General features: G+C 58.7%; 12 protein-coding genes and 5 pseudogenes. 11 read left to right on the plus strand and 6 right to left on the minus strand.

What is annotated here, in order from left to right; translation table 11 throughout:
* Window positions 1–73: 73 nt before the first annotated feature.
* From tnpC (CR152_RS11065) to CR152_RS11095, 7 genes and pseudogenes are all read left to right on the plus strand, one after another.
* Complete coding sequence (gene tnpC / locus CR152_RS11065) at window positions 74–1,483, plus strand: IS66 family transposase (RefSeq protein WP_099874967.1); 1,410 nt, start codon at window positions 74–76, stop codon at window positions 1,481–1,483.
* Window positions 1,484–1,572: 89 nt separating this feature from the next.
* Window positions 1,573–1,779, plus strand: a complete 207-nt coding sequence (locus CR152_RS11070; protein WP_208640110.1) for a hypothetical protein — start codon at window positions 1,573–1,575, stop codon at window positions 1,777–1,779.
* Between the two features lie 45 nt (window positions 1,780–1,824).
* On the plus strand, window positions 1,825–2,913 hold the full coding sequence (locus tag CR152_RS11075; RefSeq protein WP_099882196.1) for an IS630 family transposase: 1,089 nt from the start codon (window positions 1,825–1,827) through the stop codon (window positions 2,911–2,913).
* Window positions 2,914–2,950: 37 nt separating this feature from the next.
* Window positions 2,951–3,097 (plus strand): pilin, encoded by a 147-nt coding sequence (locus CR152_RS34995; protein WP_370663813.1) that lies wholly within the window; start codon window positions 2,951–2,953, stop codon window positions 3,095–3,097.
* A gap of 336 nt (window positions 3,098–3,433) precedes the next feature.
* Entirely contained in the window at window positions 3,434–3,859 is a 426-nt protein-coding gene (locus tag CR152_RS11085) for a pilin (RefSeq protein WP_307718567.1), read from the plus strand.
* Between the two features lie 197 nt (window positions 3,860–4,056).
* A pseudogene (locus CR152_RS11090) lies at window positions 4,057–4,689 on the plus strand (IS5 family transposase); the annotation flags it as partial.
* A 146-nt stretch (window positions 4,690–4,835) separates the two neighbouring features.
* Window positions 4,836–5,000 (plus strand): annotated as a pseudogene (locus tag CR152_RS11095) (IS1634 family transposase N-terminal domain-related protein); the annotation flags it as partial.
* A gap of 61 nt (window positions 5,001–5,061) precedes the next feature.
* Here the strand turns inward: CR152_RS11095 and CR152_RS11100 are convergent.
* Window positions 5,062–6,467, minus strand: a protein-coding gene (locus CR152_RS11100) for an IS3 family transposase (RefSeq protein ID WP_370663850.1) whose coding sequence is annotated in 2 segments (ribosomal slippage) — window positions 5,062–6,093 and window positions 6,096–6,467 — 1,404 coding nt in all. Because the reading frame shifts where the segments join, the coding sequence is not laid out codon by codon here.
* Between the two features lie 139 nt (window positions 6,468–6,606).
* Between CR152_RS11100 and CR152_RS11105 the strand changes: the two are divergent.
* Together CR152_RS11105 and CR152_RS11110 are read left to right on the plus strand one after the other, a co-directional pair.
* Window positions 6,607–8,139 (plus strand): annotated as a pseudogene (locus CR152_RS11105) (IS1634 family transposase); the annotation flags it as partial.
* A gap of 63 nt (window positions 8,140–8,202) precedes the next feature.
* A pseudogene (locus CR152_RS11110) lies at window positions 8,203–8,574 on the plus strand (transposase); the annotation flags it as partial.
* Window positions 8,575–8,741: 167 nt separating this feature from the next.
* Here the strand turns inward: CR152_RS11110 and tnpC (CR152_RS11115) are convergent.
* The 3 genes from tnpC (CR152_RS11115) to tnpA are packed head-to-tail and all read right to left on the minus strand — an operon-like array spanning window position 8,742 to window position 10,952.
* Entirely contained in the window at window positions 8,742–10,262 is a 1,521-nt protein-coding gene (gene tnpC, locus CR152_RS11115; protein WP_099874335.1) for an IS66 family transposase, read from the minus strand.
* A 55-nt stretch (window positions 10,263–10,317) separates the two neighbouring features.
* A complete protein-coding gene (gene tnpB, locus CR152_RS11120) occupies window positions 10,318–10,689 on the minus strand; it encodes an IS66 family insertion sequence element accessory protein TnpB (protein WP_208640063.1) in 372 nt (123 codons plus the stop codon).
* On the minus strand, window positions 10,659–10,952 hold the full coding sequence (gene tnpA / locus CR152_RS11125; RefSeq protein ID WP_099874336.1) for an IS66 family insertion sequence element accessory protein TnpA: 294 nt from the start codon (window positions 10,950–10,952) through the stop codon (window positions 10,659–10,661). The genes tnpB and tnpA overlap by 31 nt, the downstream gene beginning before the upstream one ends.
* 734 nt (window positions 10,953–11,686) lie before the next feature.
* Here tnpA and CR152_RS11130 point away from each other — a divergent pair.
* Together CR152_RS11130 and CR152_RS11135 are read left to right on the plus strand one after the other, a co-directional pair.
* Window positions 11,687–12,112, plus strand: coding sequence for a pilin (locus tag CR152_RS11130; RefSeq protein WP_307718568.1), 426 nt, complete (start codon window positions 11,687–11,689; stop codon window positions 12,110–12,112).
* A gap of 869 nt (window positions 12,113–12,981) precedes the next feature.
* Window positions 12,982–13,407 (plus strand): pilin, encoded by a 426-nt coding sequence (locus CR152_RS11135; RefSeq protein ID WP_307718569.1) that lies wholly within the window; start codon window positions 12,982–12,984, stop codon window positions 13,405–13,407.
* 581 nt (window positions 13,408–13,988) lie between these two features.
* On the opposite strand, the gene istB is transcribed toward CR152_RS11135, so the two are convergent.
* Window positions 13,989–14,774, minus strand: a complete 786-nt coding sequence (gene istB / locus CR152_RS11140; protein WP_099874971.1) for an IS21-like element helper ATPase IstB — start codon at window positions 14,772–14,774, stop codon at window positions 13,989–13,991.
* Window positions 14,771–16,263: pseudogene (gene istA / locus CR152_RS11145) on the minus strand (IS21 family transposase). The gene istB and the pseudogene istA overlap by 4 nt, the downstream one beginning before the upstream one ends.
* Between the last annotated feature and the right edge of the window lie 27 nt (window positions 16,264–16,290).

Here is a 16,290-nt window from a genome sequence, read left to right on the forward strand (position 1 = left end):
GGTAACTGTTCAGCCTGAATGACCAAAGCAATCAGCGGTTGTAAACTATGTGCAATTGCCGCATCATGTTGTCATGCCACCGAAACCGCCTCGTCCCGACCTCACGCACCTGTCCGATACCGATAAGGACCGGCTCATCGACGCCTTGTTTGCGCGCCTGGACGCGGTCGAAGCGAAACTGGGCATGACCAGCGAGAATTCGAGCAAACCGCCATCGTCGGATGGCCTAGCGAGAAAGCCGAAGACTAGCTCGTTGCGCGGCAAGTCTGGCAAGGCGGTTGGAGGCCAACCTGGCCATAAAGGCAGCACGCTCAAGAGGGTGGCCGAGCCCACCGGAACGGAGGATCATCCGCCGTCGCACTGCGACCGCTGCCACAGTGCGTTGCCCCTGGAGCAGGCAAAAATGCTGGACAGCCGTCAGGTATTCGATGTGCCGGCGATGAGCTTCGAGGTGATCGAACACCGCGTCTACACGGTCGTATGCGCCTGCGGCCAGCGGCACGACAGCGCTTTTCCCGCCGCAGTCAGCGAAGTGGCGCAATACGGTCCGAATGTGCGCGCACTGGGCGTGCATCTGACCCAAGGACAGATGCTGCCATATGCCCGCGCCGCCGAGTTGATTTGCGAGATGACGGGCTTATCGGTGTCGCTGGCAACGCTGCACGCATGGGTTGGCGATGCCAGCGTGGCTTTGCAAGGCACAGCCGACCTGATCGCACGGCAGTTGCACCACGCGCCAGTGCTGTGCGCCGACGAATCCGGCCTGCGTGTGGACGGCAAGCTGCACTGGATGCATGTGGCGGCCACTGCGGATCTCACCTGGTACGGCATGCACGCAAAGCGCGGCCTGGAGGCTATCGTCGCGCATGGCATTCTGCCCAAACGCCTCGGCGTCCTGGTGCACGACTGCTGGGCTCCCTACTGGAAACTCGACGATGGCCTGCACGCCTTGTGCAATGCTCATCTCCTTCGAGAACTGGTTTATGCGCAAGAGGTGACCGGCCAGGACTGGCCGGCCGCCATGACGGAACTGCTGCTCAACGCTCATAGACTGAGCGCGGCGGCGCGCCAGCAAGGCCGGCCATTTGACGCCGATGCCATCGCCGCCTTCACCACCGTCTACAACGATATCGTGCGCGCAGGCGAACAATTGAACCCTCTCAAACTCAAGCCCGACGGAAAACGTGGTCGCTGCAAACAGTCCGACGCCCACAATTTGCTGCGCCGCTTCCGACTGCACGCCGACGCCATCTTGCGCTTCATCGCCGACCCCACCGTCCCGTTCTCCAACAATATTGCTGAACGGGCCGTGCGCATGCCCAAGGTCAAACAGAAAATATCGGGCTGCTTCCGCACCGTTACCGGCGCCGCCAACTTCTGCACCATCCGCTCCTGCCTCGACACGCTACGCAAGCAGGGACACAGCATGTTGGAAGTGCTGCGTCGGGCATTTGCTGGCGATCCGATCATGCCAGCTGCGTAGCGGCCGAACAGTTAACAATCGCATTCAATACCATGGTCAAACCGAAGCGCAAACTGACCTCCGCCCAGAAAAGGGAGAAGGCGCAGTTCATGACAATCTTCATCAACGGAAAACAAAAACGGGTGCGTCGTCCGGTCCTGATCGACGGCCTGGGTCCCGATGAGTTCTACTTGCGAAATGCCGATTCGATCGCGCTGCATCAAGACGGGCTATGGGAATGCATAGCGGCGGCCGAACAAGGCGACATCGCTTTCACCGATGCGAATGACGCGGATTGCTTTGGTCATTCAGGCTGAATAGTTACCTATATTGTATGTAGTGAATACGATATGGAGGCGAACATGGGGGCTGGTCGTCCGAAGGCAGCGTTGGTTTTAGATGAGTCCGAACGTGAGCAGTTGGAGGTTTGGGCCAGGCGGCGCAAGACAGCGCAGGCATTGGCTCTGCGCTCCCGGATCATTCTGGCATGTTCCGACGGTTCCGAAAACAAGGCTGTGGCAGCACAACTCGCCATCGCGAAGCAGACCGTATGCAAATGGCGCGGACGTTTTTTGCAGTTGAGGCTCGATGGATTGCTTGATGCGCCTCGATCCGGTGCCCCGCGCACAATCGATGATGCCCGTGTCGATGCTGTGATTGCCAAGACGTTGGAAACCCAACCGATGAGTGCTACGCACTGGAGCACGCGCACCATGGCAAAAGAGGCGAAGCTGTCACAGACGGCAGTAAGCCGGATCTGGCGCGCATTCGGCTTACAGCCACATCGTCAAGAAACTTTCAAGCTATCGACCCACCCGCTGTTCATCGAGAAAACGCGTGATATCGTAGGTCTCTACATCGATCCGCCGGTCAAGGCCATGGTGCTGTGCGTTGATGAGAAAAGCCAGATTCAGGCACTCGACAGAACTCAGCCAATTCTTCCACTCGCCCCTGGCGTAGCAGAGCGACGGACCCACGATTACGAACGGCATGGCACGACCACGCTATTCGCCGCGCTGGACATCGCTACCGGCAAAGTTATCGGTCAGTTGCACCGTCGGCATCGCAGCAGTGAGTTTCTAAAATTCCTGCGTACAATCGAGGCCTCGGTTCCAACCGATCTGGACATACACCTCGTGATGGATAACTACGGCACGCACAAGACCCCAACTATCCGGAACTGGTTTGCACGCCACCCGCGCTTTCACGTCCATTTCACTCCAACCTCCGCCTCTTGGCTAAATCAGGTTGAGCGCTGGTTCGCTACCCTTACAGACAAACAGATTCGTCGTGGAACCCATCGCTCAACTCGCCAATTGGAGGATGCAATTCGCGCCTACCTCAAGATAAACAACGCCGAACCGAAGCCATTTATCTGGACAAAATCAGTAGACGCTATCTTGGCAAGCATCGAGCGATTTTGTCTGCGAATTTCTAACTCAGGACACTAGCACCAAACGTTGTTCGGCCATCTCCGCCATCACTGGCGTGAGTGGCGCTGGTTCCATCGCTTGCACCATCATCGGCAATACCGACGTACCGGTCAAAGTCATCAAGTGGTCGCGTGCTGCTAACGGCACTTTGACATGTTCGTCGAGCGCGGACTTCAAATTCGAGCCAAAAGAATGCAACTAATCTGGTAGCGCGGCTTCAGAGGACATGTCCGTAGTCGCTCTCACTACAGCCGGATTCCATTTCCTTTGCCCGGTAACGCGACGTGTCGTTACCCTTCCTGTCCGATCGGCTGTCGTGTTGCCCCCACGCTGCGAGTCGCCGGCGGCTTTCCGCAACTGACAAAAAACGACCACGCGAATGACAATTTTCGCCGCAGTAGCGCATCAAAGCGTCACTTACTTGTCCTGCGGCTGCCTGGAAGGGCCGATGCGGGGCGAAACGGGCTGGCACGACATATGCTTAAGCTTATATGTGGTCCCTGAGTTCCGAATACATTCACAACGAGGAGTAGTAAAAATGAAATCGATGAAAATGATGAAAAAAGCGCAAGCTGGTTTTACCCTGATCGAACTGATGATCGTTGTTGCAATTATCGGTATCTTGGCTGCTGTCGCACTGCCAGCGTACCAGGACTATGTCGCTAAGTCGCAGGTCGCTGCTTCGCTGGCTGAAATCACCCCAGGTAAAGTCCAAGTAGAAACCAAACTGGCTGAAGGCACTGCTGTTGCTGCTCCTACCGACATCGGCATCGCCGCTGTCACCAAGCGTTGCTCCGCAATCGCCGCCGCCGTTGCTGTGACCGGCGCTGGTAGCATCGAGTGCACGATGATCGGCAATTCCGACGTTCTGGGCAAAACCATCAAGTGGGCACGCGTTGCTACCGGCGCATGGGCATGCACCTCGAGCGCCGACCCGAAATTCGTACCAAAAGAATGCAAATAATTAAGGCTATACGGATTAATTAGTATCTGTGCCCCATGGTGATTTCTCACTATGGGGCATGTTCTTTGCTCATTTCCGACATGTCATACGCCTGACCTCTGTCTCTTAGGGAAGCACTGATTTATTCATCCAACACCATGCCGGGCTCGGGCGATACCTGAGACAATAACAGCGCCTCCACGACCGCTCAATCGATCATGCAGAAGAGTTTTTCCGATCTCGAATACGCCGCCAAGAAGAAGCTGACACGTCGTGACGTGTTCCTGGCAAAGATAGACAGTGTGACGCCATGGTCGCAGTTGCATGCGCTGATCGAACCGTTCTATCCCAAGGTTGAAGGTGCTGGCCGCCCGCCGATCGGCTTGGCGCGCATGTTGCGGATGTACGTGGTCCAGCAGTGCTTCGGTTTGTCCGATGAGGGGATCGAGGACGCGGTCTATGACAGCCAGGCGATTCGTGGCTTCGTCGGTATCGACCTCAGTCGCGAGCAGGCGCCGGACGCCACGACGCTGTTGAAATTTCGCCGCTTGCTGGAGAAGAACGAGCTCACACGCAAGATCTTCGAAACGATCAACGGGCATTTGGCGGCCCAGGGTTTGATGATGCGCGAAGGCACGATTGTGGACGCCACGCTGATAGCGGCGCCGCCATCAACCAAGAACAAGGACAAGAAACGCGATCCCGAAATGCACCAGACGAAGAAGGGAAACGACTGGCACTTCGGGCTCAAAGCGCATATTGGTGTTGACGCGAAGTCGGGACTGGTACACACGGTGGTGGCCACTGCCGCCAATGTGGCTGATGTGACGCAGGCACCCCGAGTTCGACACTTTGATCAGGTTTTCCCCATTTTTTGATCGCGGGAGCCAGCATCCATGCGGGTTTCGGCCGATCAGTCGAAAAATTCTTGTAATGGCACGTTTTATTAAATTTTATGCCGGTTGACATCCTTACGCTATGGTTTTAGAGTAGCGGCATGTTTATCAAGGTTACGACATCCGGCCCCAGGCGCTACGTCCAACTCGTCGAGGCATATCGCGACGCTGAAGGGCGCCCGAAGCAACGTACAGTTGCCACGCTCGGCCGCCTCGATCAACTCAATACCGATCTCGAATCGGTCATTTCTGGGCTGCTGCGCGTCCGGAGCGTGTCAATGATTTTGAAACACCATATTGAACTTGTGAGAGTCTAAATCTCGGGTTTCAGGCGGCCTTTTTCTCAGTGGCCGGTGGGTTGATCCAGGCTGCAGTTGGCAGTCTTTGCGTCTGCGGCATGCGGTGCTTGAAACGATTCGGCGTGCGCTGGAAGGCGTCCGCCAGAGTGGCTTGGCGTTGTTTGCCCACTTCGGCCGCGCGGCCCGTGTGGACGCTCTCAGGCGTCATCATGGCGATGCCGGAATGGCGATGCTGGTGGTTGTACCACGTAAAGAACGTGGCGCAGTGAACGCGCGCATCGGCCAGCGATCCGAAGCGTGCAGGAAACCCCGGCTGGTACTTCATGGTCTTGAACTGCGCCTCCGAGTACGGATTGTCGTCGGAGACGTAGGGCCTGCTGTGGGACTTGACGATGCCCAGGTCTGACAGCAGCGTCGCTACCGGCTTGGAACGCATGCTGCTGCCCCGGTCGGCATGCAAGGTCAGCGTGCCTGGCATGATGTCTTCCTTCGCGGCGGTGTCGGCAATGAGTTGCTCTGCCAGTTCGGCGGTTTCCTGCTCGGCCACCATCCAGCCGACGACGTAGCGGCTGAAGATGTCGAGGATGACATACAGATGGAAACACGTTCCTCTGACCGGGCCCTTCAGTTTGGTGATATCCCAGCTCCAGACTTGATTGGGCACCACGGCCAGCAGCTCCGGTTTGGCGTATTCAGGATGACGCAACTGGTTGCGGCGCTCGCGCACGGCAGCACATCCTTGCAGCAAGCGGTACATGGTGCGCACCGAAGCCACGTAGCGTCCTTCGTCGAGCAACTGGGCGTGGATCGCTGCCGGCGCGCAATTGGCGAAACGAGGGCTGTTGAGCACGTCGAGCACGACGCGGCGCTCCAGCTCCGATAGCGCCAGCGGTGGCCGCCGCGCGGGTGCTGCGACGCAAGCAAGCGGCAGCGTGCAGACGCGGCGCGCGGCGCGGTCCCGATACAGGGCGCTGCGTGGCAAACGCAAGGCCCGACAGGCAGCGGCGACGCCGACGCGATCAGCCAGGTTGTTGGCGGCGTCGATCACTTCGGCTCGCTCAGTCTGTCGCTGGTACTCAGTCCCAGCAGAGTGGAAAGTTTTTTTTGGACGTCGATGATCAGGTCCGCCTTGACCAGTTTGGCACGCAGGCGCTCGACCTCTTTTTCCAGTTCCAGCACGCGCCGCGTTTGCGCGGCGGCGGGATCTGCTTTCGGCCCGCGCTTGCGCTCCAGTGCTGCCGCTTCTCCGACGGCTTGACGCTGCTTGCGCCATGTCGCCAAATGCGACGAGTAGATGCCCTCACGCCTGAGCAATGCGCCGATGTCACCTGGTGCCGCGCAGGCATCGGCGGCGGCCAGAATGCGCAATTTCTCGGCTGCGGAAAAGGCACGCCGCTTGGCCGTCGGGACTACCTCCGGATCGGGGCGCTGCACTTCGGAGGACGCTACGTCTTTCCTGTCATGGGAAGTTGCTGGGGTGCTGATTTTTTGCTTTCTGTTGTGCATGTTGGGAACCTACCGCTGTACTTTAAATTAATCGGGTAGGTGTCTCAAGTTATATTGACACAGGGGGGTCACCGGCAAGACCATGCCAGAGGCCTTGCCGACACCTTCTCTTGCGTTCGAGCCGGCACGGGACTACGGCGACGTATGGGCGCTGACTGAGCTGTGGAATACGCTCGGCTTCGACCGCCTGCGCCAGATTTTCAAGCGCACGCGCCACAACATCGATGTCGAGGCGCTCATACGCGTGATGGTATTGAATCGCCTGTGCGATCCGGATTCGAAGGTCGGCGTACTGCGCTGGGTCGAGACCATTGCCTTGCCCGGCGTGATGGCCGAGACGATCGAGCATCAGCACTTGCTGCGGGCGATGGATGCGATGGTCGAACACAAGGACGAAGTCGATCAGGTTCTCGCGGGCCTGCTGCGCCCGCTGGTCGATCAAGATCTGGCCGTCGTGTTCTACGATATGACGACGATCCGCGCAGCCGGTCTGTCGCAGCAGAGCGACGATGTGCGCAAATTCGGCATGTCCAAGGAGGGCGTGATCGCACGCCAGGTGATGCTCGGGGTGGTGCAAACAGCCGAGGGCTTGCCCCTCTATCACGAAGTAGTTGACGGCAACACCGCCGAGGTGACGACGCTCAAGCCGACGATTGAAAAGATCATTGCGCGCTTTCCCGTAAAGCGCGTTATCGCGGTGGCCGACCGCGGCTTGCTGTCGACCGACAATCTGGCAGAACTACAGGCAATTCAATTGCCCGGCGGCGGGGCGCTTGAGTTCATTCTGGCCGTGCCATGTCGGCGCTACGCGGACTTCGTTGACCTGCTGGCCCCCTTCCATGCCGAGCATTGCGCCGACGTGAACAATGAGCTGATCGGCGAAGTGGCGTGGGGCAATCTGCGCCTGATCGTCGCCCACGATCCCGATGTGGCCGCGCAAACGTCCGCCAAGCGGGACAACCTCATCGAGGAGCTTGAGAAAAAAGCGGCGCAGTGGACCAGCACCCTCGACGGCCAGGATGGCGGCAAGCGCAAGCGCGGCCGCAAACTGTCGGACGGCGGCGCCCGCGCCCGCTTCTACCGGGAAGTGTGCGACGAACACCTGACACGCATCATTCAGGTCGACCTCAAGAGCGAGCTGTTCACCTACACCATCAACGAGCGCTCGCTCACGCACGCGCGCATGATGGACGGGAAATTGCTGCTCGTGACAAACACGAAGGACCTGGCGCCGGCCGAGGTTGTGCGACGCTACAAGTCGTTGGCTGATATCGAGCGCGGTTTCCGCATTCTCAAGTCCGAGATCGAGATCGGGCCGATCTACCATCGACTGCCTGATCGCATACGCGCACACGCCACGATCTGTTTCATCGCCCTGATCCTGTACCGCGTCATGCGCACGCGCTTGTACGCCAGCGCAGCGGGCATGTCGCCCGAGCGCGCGCTGGCCAAACTGCGCCGCATTCAGCACCATACTGTCGCCGTAAACGGCGCCCAGCCCGTTGCAGGGCTATCGAACATCAGCAAGGAGCATACCGAGATTCTGGCCGCTTTGGCCATCAAGAAACCGACGCTAAAAACGCAATTAACCCTTTTGTAATGGAGCGTTTGCTAGGCGCTGCCTTACAAATCAACTACTTACGCGATTAACTGTCGAACTCGGGAGGCACATGCATTGCTGCACGGCGATGAAGTGGCGGTATTGGGCGATGCGGGATACCAGGGCGTTGAAAAACGCGAAGAGAATCTTGAAACGAAAGTGACTTGGCACGTCGCAATGAAGAGAACCAAACGCAAGGCCCTGCCTGCCAACAAACTCGGCCGCATGACGGAAAAGCTGGAGCACTTGAAGGCAAGCGTGCGGGCCAAAGTTGAGCATCCGTTCCATGTCGTCAAGAACCTCTTTCGTCATCGGAAAGCGCGCTACCGCGGCTTGAAGAAAAACACTGCCCAACTGTTCACCCTGTTCGGCTTCGCGAATTTGATACTCGCGGGCCGGCAATTTACGGTCTCGGAAACCCGAACTCCGTCCTGACAATGAAAGGGCGAGAAAAACGCCCTTGAAACGGAAGAATTGGCCGCCTCAACTGTGTAGATATCGCCGATGCGGCTCGTCAGAAACGCGGCATCAAAAACTTTGCACCGCCAGCCAGAATCGTCAATAGATCGTAAGCAGCCAGCGGCCCCACCTTCCATAAGCGCTTAGGCCTGTGTAGAGTTTGCGAACGGTAGCAGCGAGTCGATCCTGCTGTTCGGGCAGGTTGGAAGTTTTTCAAGTGTGTCGGCTAGCCAGCGCGCAGGATCGAGTCCATTCAGTTTGGCGGTCGCGAACAGGCTTTGGATGGCAGCGGCGCGGCGGCCGGCCCGTTCCGACCCGGCAAACAGCCAGTTCTTCTTGCCGATAGCGATCGGCCGTATCGCGTTCTCGACCGGGTTGTTATCGATGGGCAGGCTGCCCGAACTGGCGTAGCGCTGCAGCGCTGGCCAGCGTTTGAGGGCATGTTCAATGGCCTTGGCAGTGCCGCTGCCGGCGGCGACGCTGCGCTGCGTAGTCAGTAACCAGGTATGCATCTCGGCCAAGGCCGGGATGGCATGCTGCTCGCGCAAGGCGAGGCGCTGCGACGACGTCATGCCTTTTGTCTGCTGCTCGATGGCGTACAGCTGGGCGATACGGCGCAACGCTTCCTCAGCCACCGGACTGCCGCTGGCGGCGTGCACGTCGAAGAACTTGCGGCGGATGTGGGCCAGGCATGCGAGTTCGGTCGGACCCGTGGCAAACATTGCCTTGTAGCCGGCGTAGTCGTCGACCATCAGGTGACCGCGCCAGTCCTGCAGGAAGGCGCGCGCATGCGCGCCAGCACGACTCGTCCGGTAGTCAAACACGACCACTGACGGCCCGTCGTCGAGCGCGTTCGAACGGTAGGCCCACAGATAGGCGTGCTTGGTCTTGCCGCTGCCGGGATCAAGCTGGCGTACTGGTGTTTCGTCAGCATGCAGGCAACTTCGCTCCCTGAGCAGTTCGGCCAGCCGGTCGGCCAGCGGCTGCAGGGCCACGCCGATGCGGCCGATCCATTCGCCCAGCGTAGAGCGTGCCAGCGGCACGCCCTGGCGCGCGGCGATCTGTTCGATCCGGTATAGCGGCAGATGGTCCAAGTACTTGCAGACGGCGATCCACGCCAGCAGACCGACTGCAGCCAGGCCGCCGTCGATGACGGCCGATGGGATTGGCGCTGCCGTCACCGTTTCGCAAGGCCTGCAGGCGTACTGCGGCCTGATATGGCGATGCACGAAGAAGCGCGCCGGTTCCACGTCCAGCTGTTCGCTGACGTCCTCGCCGATCTTGACCAGGCCTGCGCCGCATTGCCCGCACTGGCACGATTCCGGCTCATGGCGGTGCTCGATGCGCGGCAGTTCCGGCGGCAGCGGCTGACGTCCGGCACGCTTGCGCGCTTGCTTGGTCGGCGCCTGACTGTGGAGTTCCTCGTCGATGGCGGCGAGGTCCATATCGACTGTCTCGTCAAATAGCATGCGCTGTTCGCCGACCAGCGCTTCGCTGGCCTTGCCGAAGCGGACCCGTTTGTAATAGGCCAGCTCGAACGTCAGCGCCTTGATCTTAAAGTCGTTCTCGGCCAGCTTCGCCCGCTGCTGTTCGAACAAGGCCCGCACCTGCGCCAGCATAGCTGGGTCGATGTTAGTGAGGGCAAGTTCGTTAAGCAGATCCATGGCTCGGTAGTTTACCGAGCATGGATAATGGTTACAAGCGAAACAGTTTACGTCCTCACAGGCGCCACTGCACCGGCGCTGTGGCCGACAAGCGCTGCCAGTCCACACCGGCCACCAACCACTGCCATTGCTCGGCACTCATCTGCCAACTTGCCTCGTCTGCCTGCGGCCAGACGAACTGGCCACGGTGCAGCCGGCGCAAGCACATCCAGACGCCGGTGCCGTCCCAGCACACCAGCTTCATGCGCGTCCGGCGGCGATTGGCAAACACGTAGGCCGTGCCGTCGCACGGCGCTCGCCCTAACGCCTGCTGCACGTGCAGGGAGAGTCCGTCGATGCCCGTGCGCATGTCCACCGCCGCCGTCGCCAGCCAGATCGTATCGGCCGACAGCTGCATCACAACGCACGCATCAATTCCGCCAGCCAACTGGCCGGCATATCGGTCGGCAAGCTCAAGGTCCAACCGTGCTCGTTGCGCAAGCTGATCGCAACCGCCACCGGACCCGCCTGTGCCACCCGCACCGGGAGCAGTGTAGGCATCGCTTCCCGCTTGGTCAAACGCCGTACCCAGTAACCAACCTGGCGTACCGGAAAGCCTTGCTCGATTGCGTAGGCCCGCTGCGAAAGGCCGCTGGCCTGCCACTGCGCGACGCGCTCTTCCCATACCTTCTCACGTTCCGAATTTGACACTATCACCTCCTGAAAGAATGAGCGGATAGTTTGGCTTGGGCGATCAGGAATTCATAGGTGGAGGGGCCGGACGCTTACAATAGATCAGCGCTTCCTTAGGTGCTTCGGGTTCCCTAAAGTACACTACGCGCATGATGTCTTAATCATGTGCACAATCTCCCAGAGTTACATTCACCGTACGTTCAGATAACGACGGCACGCAAAAAAGATGCGACGCGCAAGTCATCTGGCGCATCCGACGTCTGCTTTTCCTCCCAAACAATGTCAACAAATTGCTCTCCGCAGGCGAGCGACAGTCGTCGACCTGTGCAGCGCCCTGTCATCCCATGGCGATCAGGCCAACTGGTGTCGGTTGCCACTAAGCGCGTTTGGTCAGGAACGCGTCACAATTTCGTTCCACACTATCCTTTCGCCGTCGCGTCTCACCGGGATAGGGCCAGGTCTGATGGATTCCTGGCGCTTGCGGGTGCCTGTGCGGCCCTGAACGTCCCTTGGTGAAATGAAGAGTTGCTAATATATGTCTTCCTTATGCGAAGGTGAGGATGTCAGGCGTGACAAAAAATGCCGGCCACGAATGACAATTTGCGTCAGTCATCGGTTGAAATTGTCACTTTTTACGGGGCATGGAGGATGGAGGCTGGGTTTACGACAGTGATTTTGGCTGGCACGCCAATTGCTTATACTTATGTACGGTTCAGCAGTTCCGAAAAATTCCCCAACTAGGAGTAGTAAAAATGAAATCGATGAAAATGATGAAAAAAGCACAAGCCGGTTTTACCCTGATCGAACTGATGATCGTTGTTGCAATTATCGGTATCTTGGCTGCTGTTGCACTGCCAGCGTACCAAGACTATGTTGCCAAGTCGCAAGTTGCCGCTTCCCTGGCTGAAATCACCCCAGGTAAAGTCCAAGTAGAAACCAAACTGGCTGAAGGCACTGCTGTTGCCGCTCCTACCGACATCGGCATCGCCGCCGTCACCAAGCGTTGCTCCGCAGTCGCCGCAGCGGTTGCTGTGACCGGCGCTGGTAGCATCGAGTGCACGATGATCGGCAATTCCGACGTTACGGGCAAAACCATCAAGTGGGCCCGCGTTGCTACCGGCGCATGGGCATGCACCTCGAGCGCTGATCCGAAATTCGTACCAAAAGAATGCAAATAATCAAGTTTCATATTGGTTAGCATAAAATGCCTCTGGCGGCTTCCGCCAGGGGCATTGCAGCAGTACTGTGAACGACCAGACGTACTAAACGACATCGCCGGGCCGCTTCAACTGTCCGAAAGCGCGTCAACAAACCTCTGCAATTTCAGCCTGTACCTGCTTCGCGATCGAGCGTATCACAGGTAATTTGATATATGCCTCACGTGCCTCCCACATCTTCCATAAGTGCAGCGATGTCGGTGTCCTTAGTCCGCAGTGCCAGATTTACGTCCGCACCCGTTTGCGTGGTCTGGTTGCTGGATAAAGCGCTCGACCATTCCACAATTCATGCTTGACCGCCAATGACATCATGGACGCGGATCGCAGCTTGTTGCTCAGTTCTTCGGCGACGATGCCATGCTGCCGCTATCAGATGCTGGCTCGCAGCTCGTTGGATTTTTAAGCGAGCTTTGAGCGCCGCGCCAACAGATCGGCATGCAGCTATTGCAAGTGGGGGGGGGCGGGACTACTGACGCGGTTTGATTTTATTGGCCTGCCTGCGGAAAATAACTTAACTCGCCAATACCTTACCCGCTCAGCGCAATCAGTTGCACCGTTCGCGGTCGTGTCTCGCTGGATGCCGATCTCCCGACGACATGGAGACGAGGGAGCGCCACCGCGCATCGCCGTGCATCAAAAGATGTCAAACGACAAAAAATGGCACTCCAAATTGGCAAAATTTGTCAATATTGTAATTCGAAGTGCCACTATTTCGCCCAAATTCTTCAGTTTTGCGCCAAAACCCGTCGTGATCGACGTGGCACAGCATTTGCTTATACTTAAGTACGGATCAGCAGTTCCGAAAAATTTCCCAACTAGGAGTAGTAAAAATGAAATCCATGAAAATGATGAAAAAAGCGCAAGCCGGTTTTACCCTGATCGAACTGATGATCGTTGTTGCAATTATCGGTATCTTGGCTGCTGTTGCACTGCCAGCGTACCAGGACTATGTTGCCAAATCGCAAGTTGCTGCTTCCCTGGCTGAAATCACCCCAGGTAAAGTACAAGTAGAAACCAAACTGGCTGAAGGCACTGCTGTTGCCGCTCCTACCGACGTCGGTATCGCCGCCGTCACCAAACGTTGCTCCGCAATTGCCGCAGCGGTTGCTGTGACCGGCGCTGGTAGCATCGAGTGCACGATGATCGGCAATTCCGACGTTACGGGCAAGACCATCAAGTGGGCCCGCGTTGCTACCGGCGCATGGGCATGCACCTCGAGCGCTGACCCGAAATTCGTACCAAAAGAATGCAAATAATCTAGTTTTTATTGGTTAGCATGATGTGCCCCTGGCGTAGTTTGCCGGGGGCATTTTACAAGCAGCAATACGCTGATCGACTCAGCGTACGAAACAACGTCTCCCAGGCCGCTTCGAGTTTCCGAAGACGCGCTGAACAAGCCCTCTGCAATTCCAGCGTATTGCCCTGCACAATTGAACCTATCCCAGCGAGCGTGAACGCGCGTCACCTGCCTCCCAGGGTTCCGTTACCCTAAAAGTATAACGATGTCGGCAACTACGGTCAGTAGTGCCTGATTTGCGTCCGCGCCAAGACTTGCGTCGGCCGTATTACGCCTGTGTAAAACGCTCGACCATATTCCTAAGTCCATGTTGGTTTGCCAGCGCGACGGGGAATGCCGATTCACAGCTTGCTGCTCAGTTCCTCGGCTGCGATGCCATGCCTGCCACTGCACATCCGGGCTCGCAGGTTGTTGGATTCTCAACGCGCCCAAGCGAATCCACGCCAAACAGCATGCTGCCTTAGCGCATTCGGAGCTGGTTGGCGTCAACTATCTTGGCCGGTCGGCGTCAATTATCTTGGCCGGTGAAGCGAGTTGTTGTTAATCCGTCTTTTCCTTCAATTTCTTGCCAGCGGTAGTGTTGGCGGTCGCTGCTGTTCGCCGGCGATAGCTCTCCACATTGAGCTCGAAGATGGTCGAGTGGTGCACGAGTCGGTCCACTGCCGCCAACGTCATGGTGGGCTCCGGAAACACCTGTTCCCAGCCCGAGAATGGCTGGTTGGCGGTCAATGCCAAACTCTTCCGCTCATACCGCGCAGCGATCAACTCGAACAGCACCGATGTCTCTGCCTGGTCGCGCCGGACATAGCTCAGGTCATCAAGGATGAGCAGGTCGAAGCGGTCAAGCCTGGCGATTTCCGCAGGCAAGCGCATCTCCTGACGAGCCACCTGCAGTCGCTGAACCAGATCGCTGGTGCGCGTAAAGTGCACGCGGTAACCGCGGTCGATCAGGCCATAGCCGATGGCGCACACGAGGTGGCTCTTGCCCACGCCTGGTGGCCCGAACAGCAGCAAATTGGATCCCTGATCGATCCAGCCATCGCCCTCGATCAAGGCCGTCACATGGGCCTTCGAAACGGAAGGTACCGTAGTGAAGTCAAAGCTCGACAGCAGCTTGCCCGGCAACAGTTGCGACTCGAGCCGATGCCGCTCAAGACGCCGCGTTTCACGTTCCGCAAGCTCATGCTCCATCACGGCGGCGAGGTAGCGCTCGGCGGGCCAACCCTCTTTGTTGGACTGCGCCGCCAGGTCGGCCCACAGGCGCTTGACGGTAGGTAAGCGCAGCTCGTTGAGGATCAATGGCAGACGCGCTGCGATAGCGCTCATGCGGCCTCCAGCAAGCAGTCGTAACTGGCCAGCGACGGCAGCATCACCGTGACGCTTGGACACTGTGCTTGTCGCGGGGCCATCTCCTGCCTGAGCTCCTCAAGATCCGGCATCTCGCCGCTAACGAGCAGCACTGCCAGGCGCTGCGCCAACGCCGCCTCGCAGCCCTCATTGCCCGCCAAGTCCAGCAGGCCAACCATGAGCCGGCAAGCCTGCGCCTCCGGCAGGGCATCCTTCAAATGCATCCACATCTGCAAGTACTCGGTACGCGGGAACAGGTCGTCGCGCAACACAGAGCGTGCCAGTGCGCCGGGCTTGCGCTTAAGGGCCGGCAACAGGTGGCGGTAGTCGACGACCTTGCCCCGTCCGCTGACCGGGTCGGGTTGACCACGACGCAATGCGAGCACGCAGACATTGCCCAGCCAGCACTCGAGCTTGTCGCTAAAAATCCGTACCTTTAAACGATGCCCTACCAGCCGCGACGGCGCCGTGTACAGCACTTTCCTGACGGTCATCGTGCCGTACTTGGTGACACGGGCGTCAACCTCCTCGTAGTCGCTGCTGCGCCGTGCCGGCAGCGCTATCAGCAAGGCGCGCTCCTCGTCGAACTTGGACGCGATACGGGCGTTGAGCCGGCCGAACACTTCAGCGACGAACACACGGTAGGCATCGAGGTCGGCGAAGTCGCGGTGGCCACGCAACAGCAGTGCCTGCTCCATCGTTCGCTTGAGCGTGCCTTGCCGGGCTTCTATCGAACCGTTCTCATGACTCACGCCAAGATTGTTACGGCTCGGTCGCATGCCGTAGTGGCTGCACAGGGCCTCGTAGCGACGGGTCAGCAGTTCCTGCTCCGACTTGTTGTTGAAGGCCGCAGCCAAACTATCGGTCCTGTGTTCCGCCGGGACGCCGCCCATCATCCAGGCAGCGTTCTGTACGCCGGACGACAAGGCCATGAAGCTTTCGCCCCCGAGCACGACCTCGACGTAGCGCCAACCCGAATACGCCAGAGCGAATTGATACAGCAAATGCAGCAGTATGGCGCCGGCGATCGTTACCTGCAGCACGGCGGCATGGGTAAAATCGGACAGGCCCAAGCGGCCCGGCGGATGAGCTTGCGCGAAGTACACCTCGCGCTCCTTGCGGTAACTGGCGCTCCACGTGCGTACCCGGCGCTGCAAGGTACGCAGCAGCGCAACGTCGTATTGCCCAGGATAGCGGCGCTGCATTTCTTCCAGCAGCGTGGTGGCGGTCAGCGCCGGCGTGGCTTCGAGCAGCGGTACGATGTCGCTCTGCCAGACGGCCTCGAATGGGTCGGAGCGGGTGCGCCAGACACGTGCTGGCCTTTGCGACGGCAGTCCTTCGATGGCATCGAGCCGGCGCGCTGAGCGCACGCTGATGCCGTCTTCGCTGCGGCGACTTCCTGACCGAGTTTGGCCCTGTGCTTCTTGTAAATTCCCACTTGGTGATCCCCAATGCGTTTGCCGGCCACTCGTCATCTCCCTCAGCCACATGCTGA

It is taken from the genome of Massilia violaceinigra (assembly GCF_002752675.1).
In the GTDB taxonomy this organism is placed as follows: Bacteria; Pseudomonadota; Gammaproteobacteria; order Burkholderiales; family Burkholderiaceae_D; genus Telluria_A; species Telluria_A violaceinigra.

Coding starts and splice junctions, on each gene's coding strand:
- tnpC (WP_099874967.1), top strand. CDS start 74: ATGCCACCGAAACCGCCTCGTCCCGACCTCACGCACCTGTCCGATACC.
- istB (WP_099874971.1), bottom strand. CDS start 14,774: ATGAGCGCTATCGCAGCGCGTCTGCCATTGATCCTCAACGAGCTGCGC.
- CR152_RS11070 (WP_208640110.1), top strand. CDS start 1,573: ATGACAATCTTCATCAACGGAAAACAAAAACGGGTGCGTCGTCCGGTC.
- CR152_RS11085 (WP_307718567.1), top strand. CDS start 3,434: ATGAAATCGATGAAAATGATGAAAAAAGCGCAAGCTGGTTTTACCCTG.
- CR152_RS11135 (WP_307718569.1), top strand. CDS start 12,982: ATGAAATCCATGAAAATGATGAAAAAAGCGCAAGCCGGTTTTACCCTG.
- tnpC (WP_099874335.1), bottom strand. CDS start 10,262: ATGGATCTGCTTAACGAACTTGCCCTCACTAACATCGACCCAGCTATG.
- CR152_RS11075 (WP_099882196.1), top strand. CDS start 1,825: ATGGGGGCTGGTCGTCCGAAGGCAGCGTTGGTTTTAGATGAGTCCGAA.
- CR152_RS11130 (WP_307718568.1), top strand. CDS start 11,687: ATGAAATCGATGAAAATGATGAAAAAAGCACAAGCCGGTTTTACCCTG.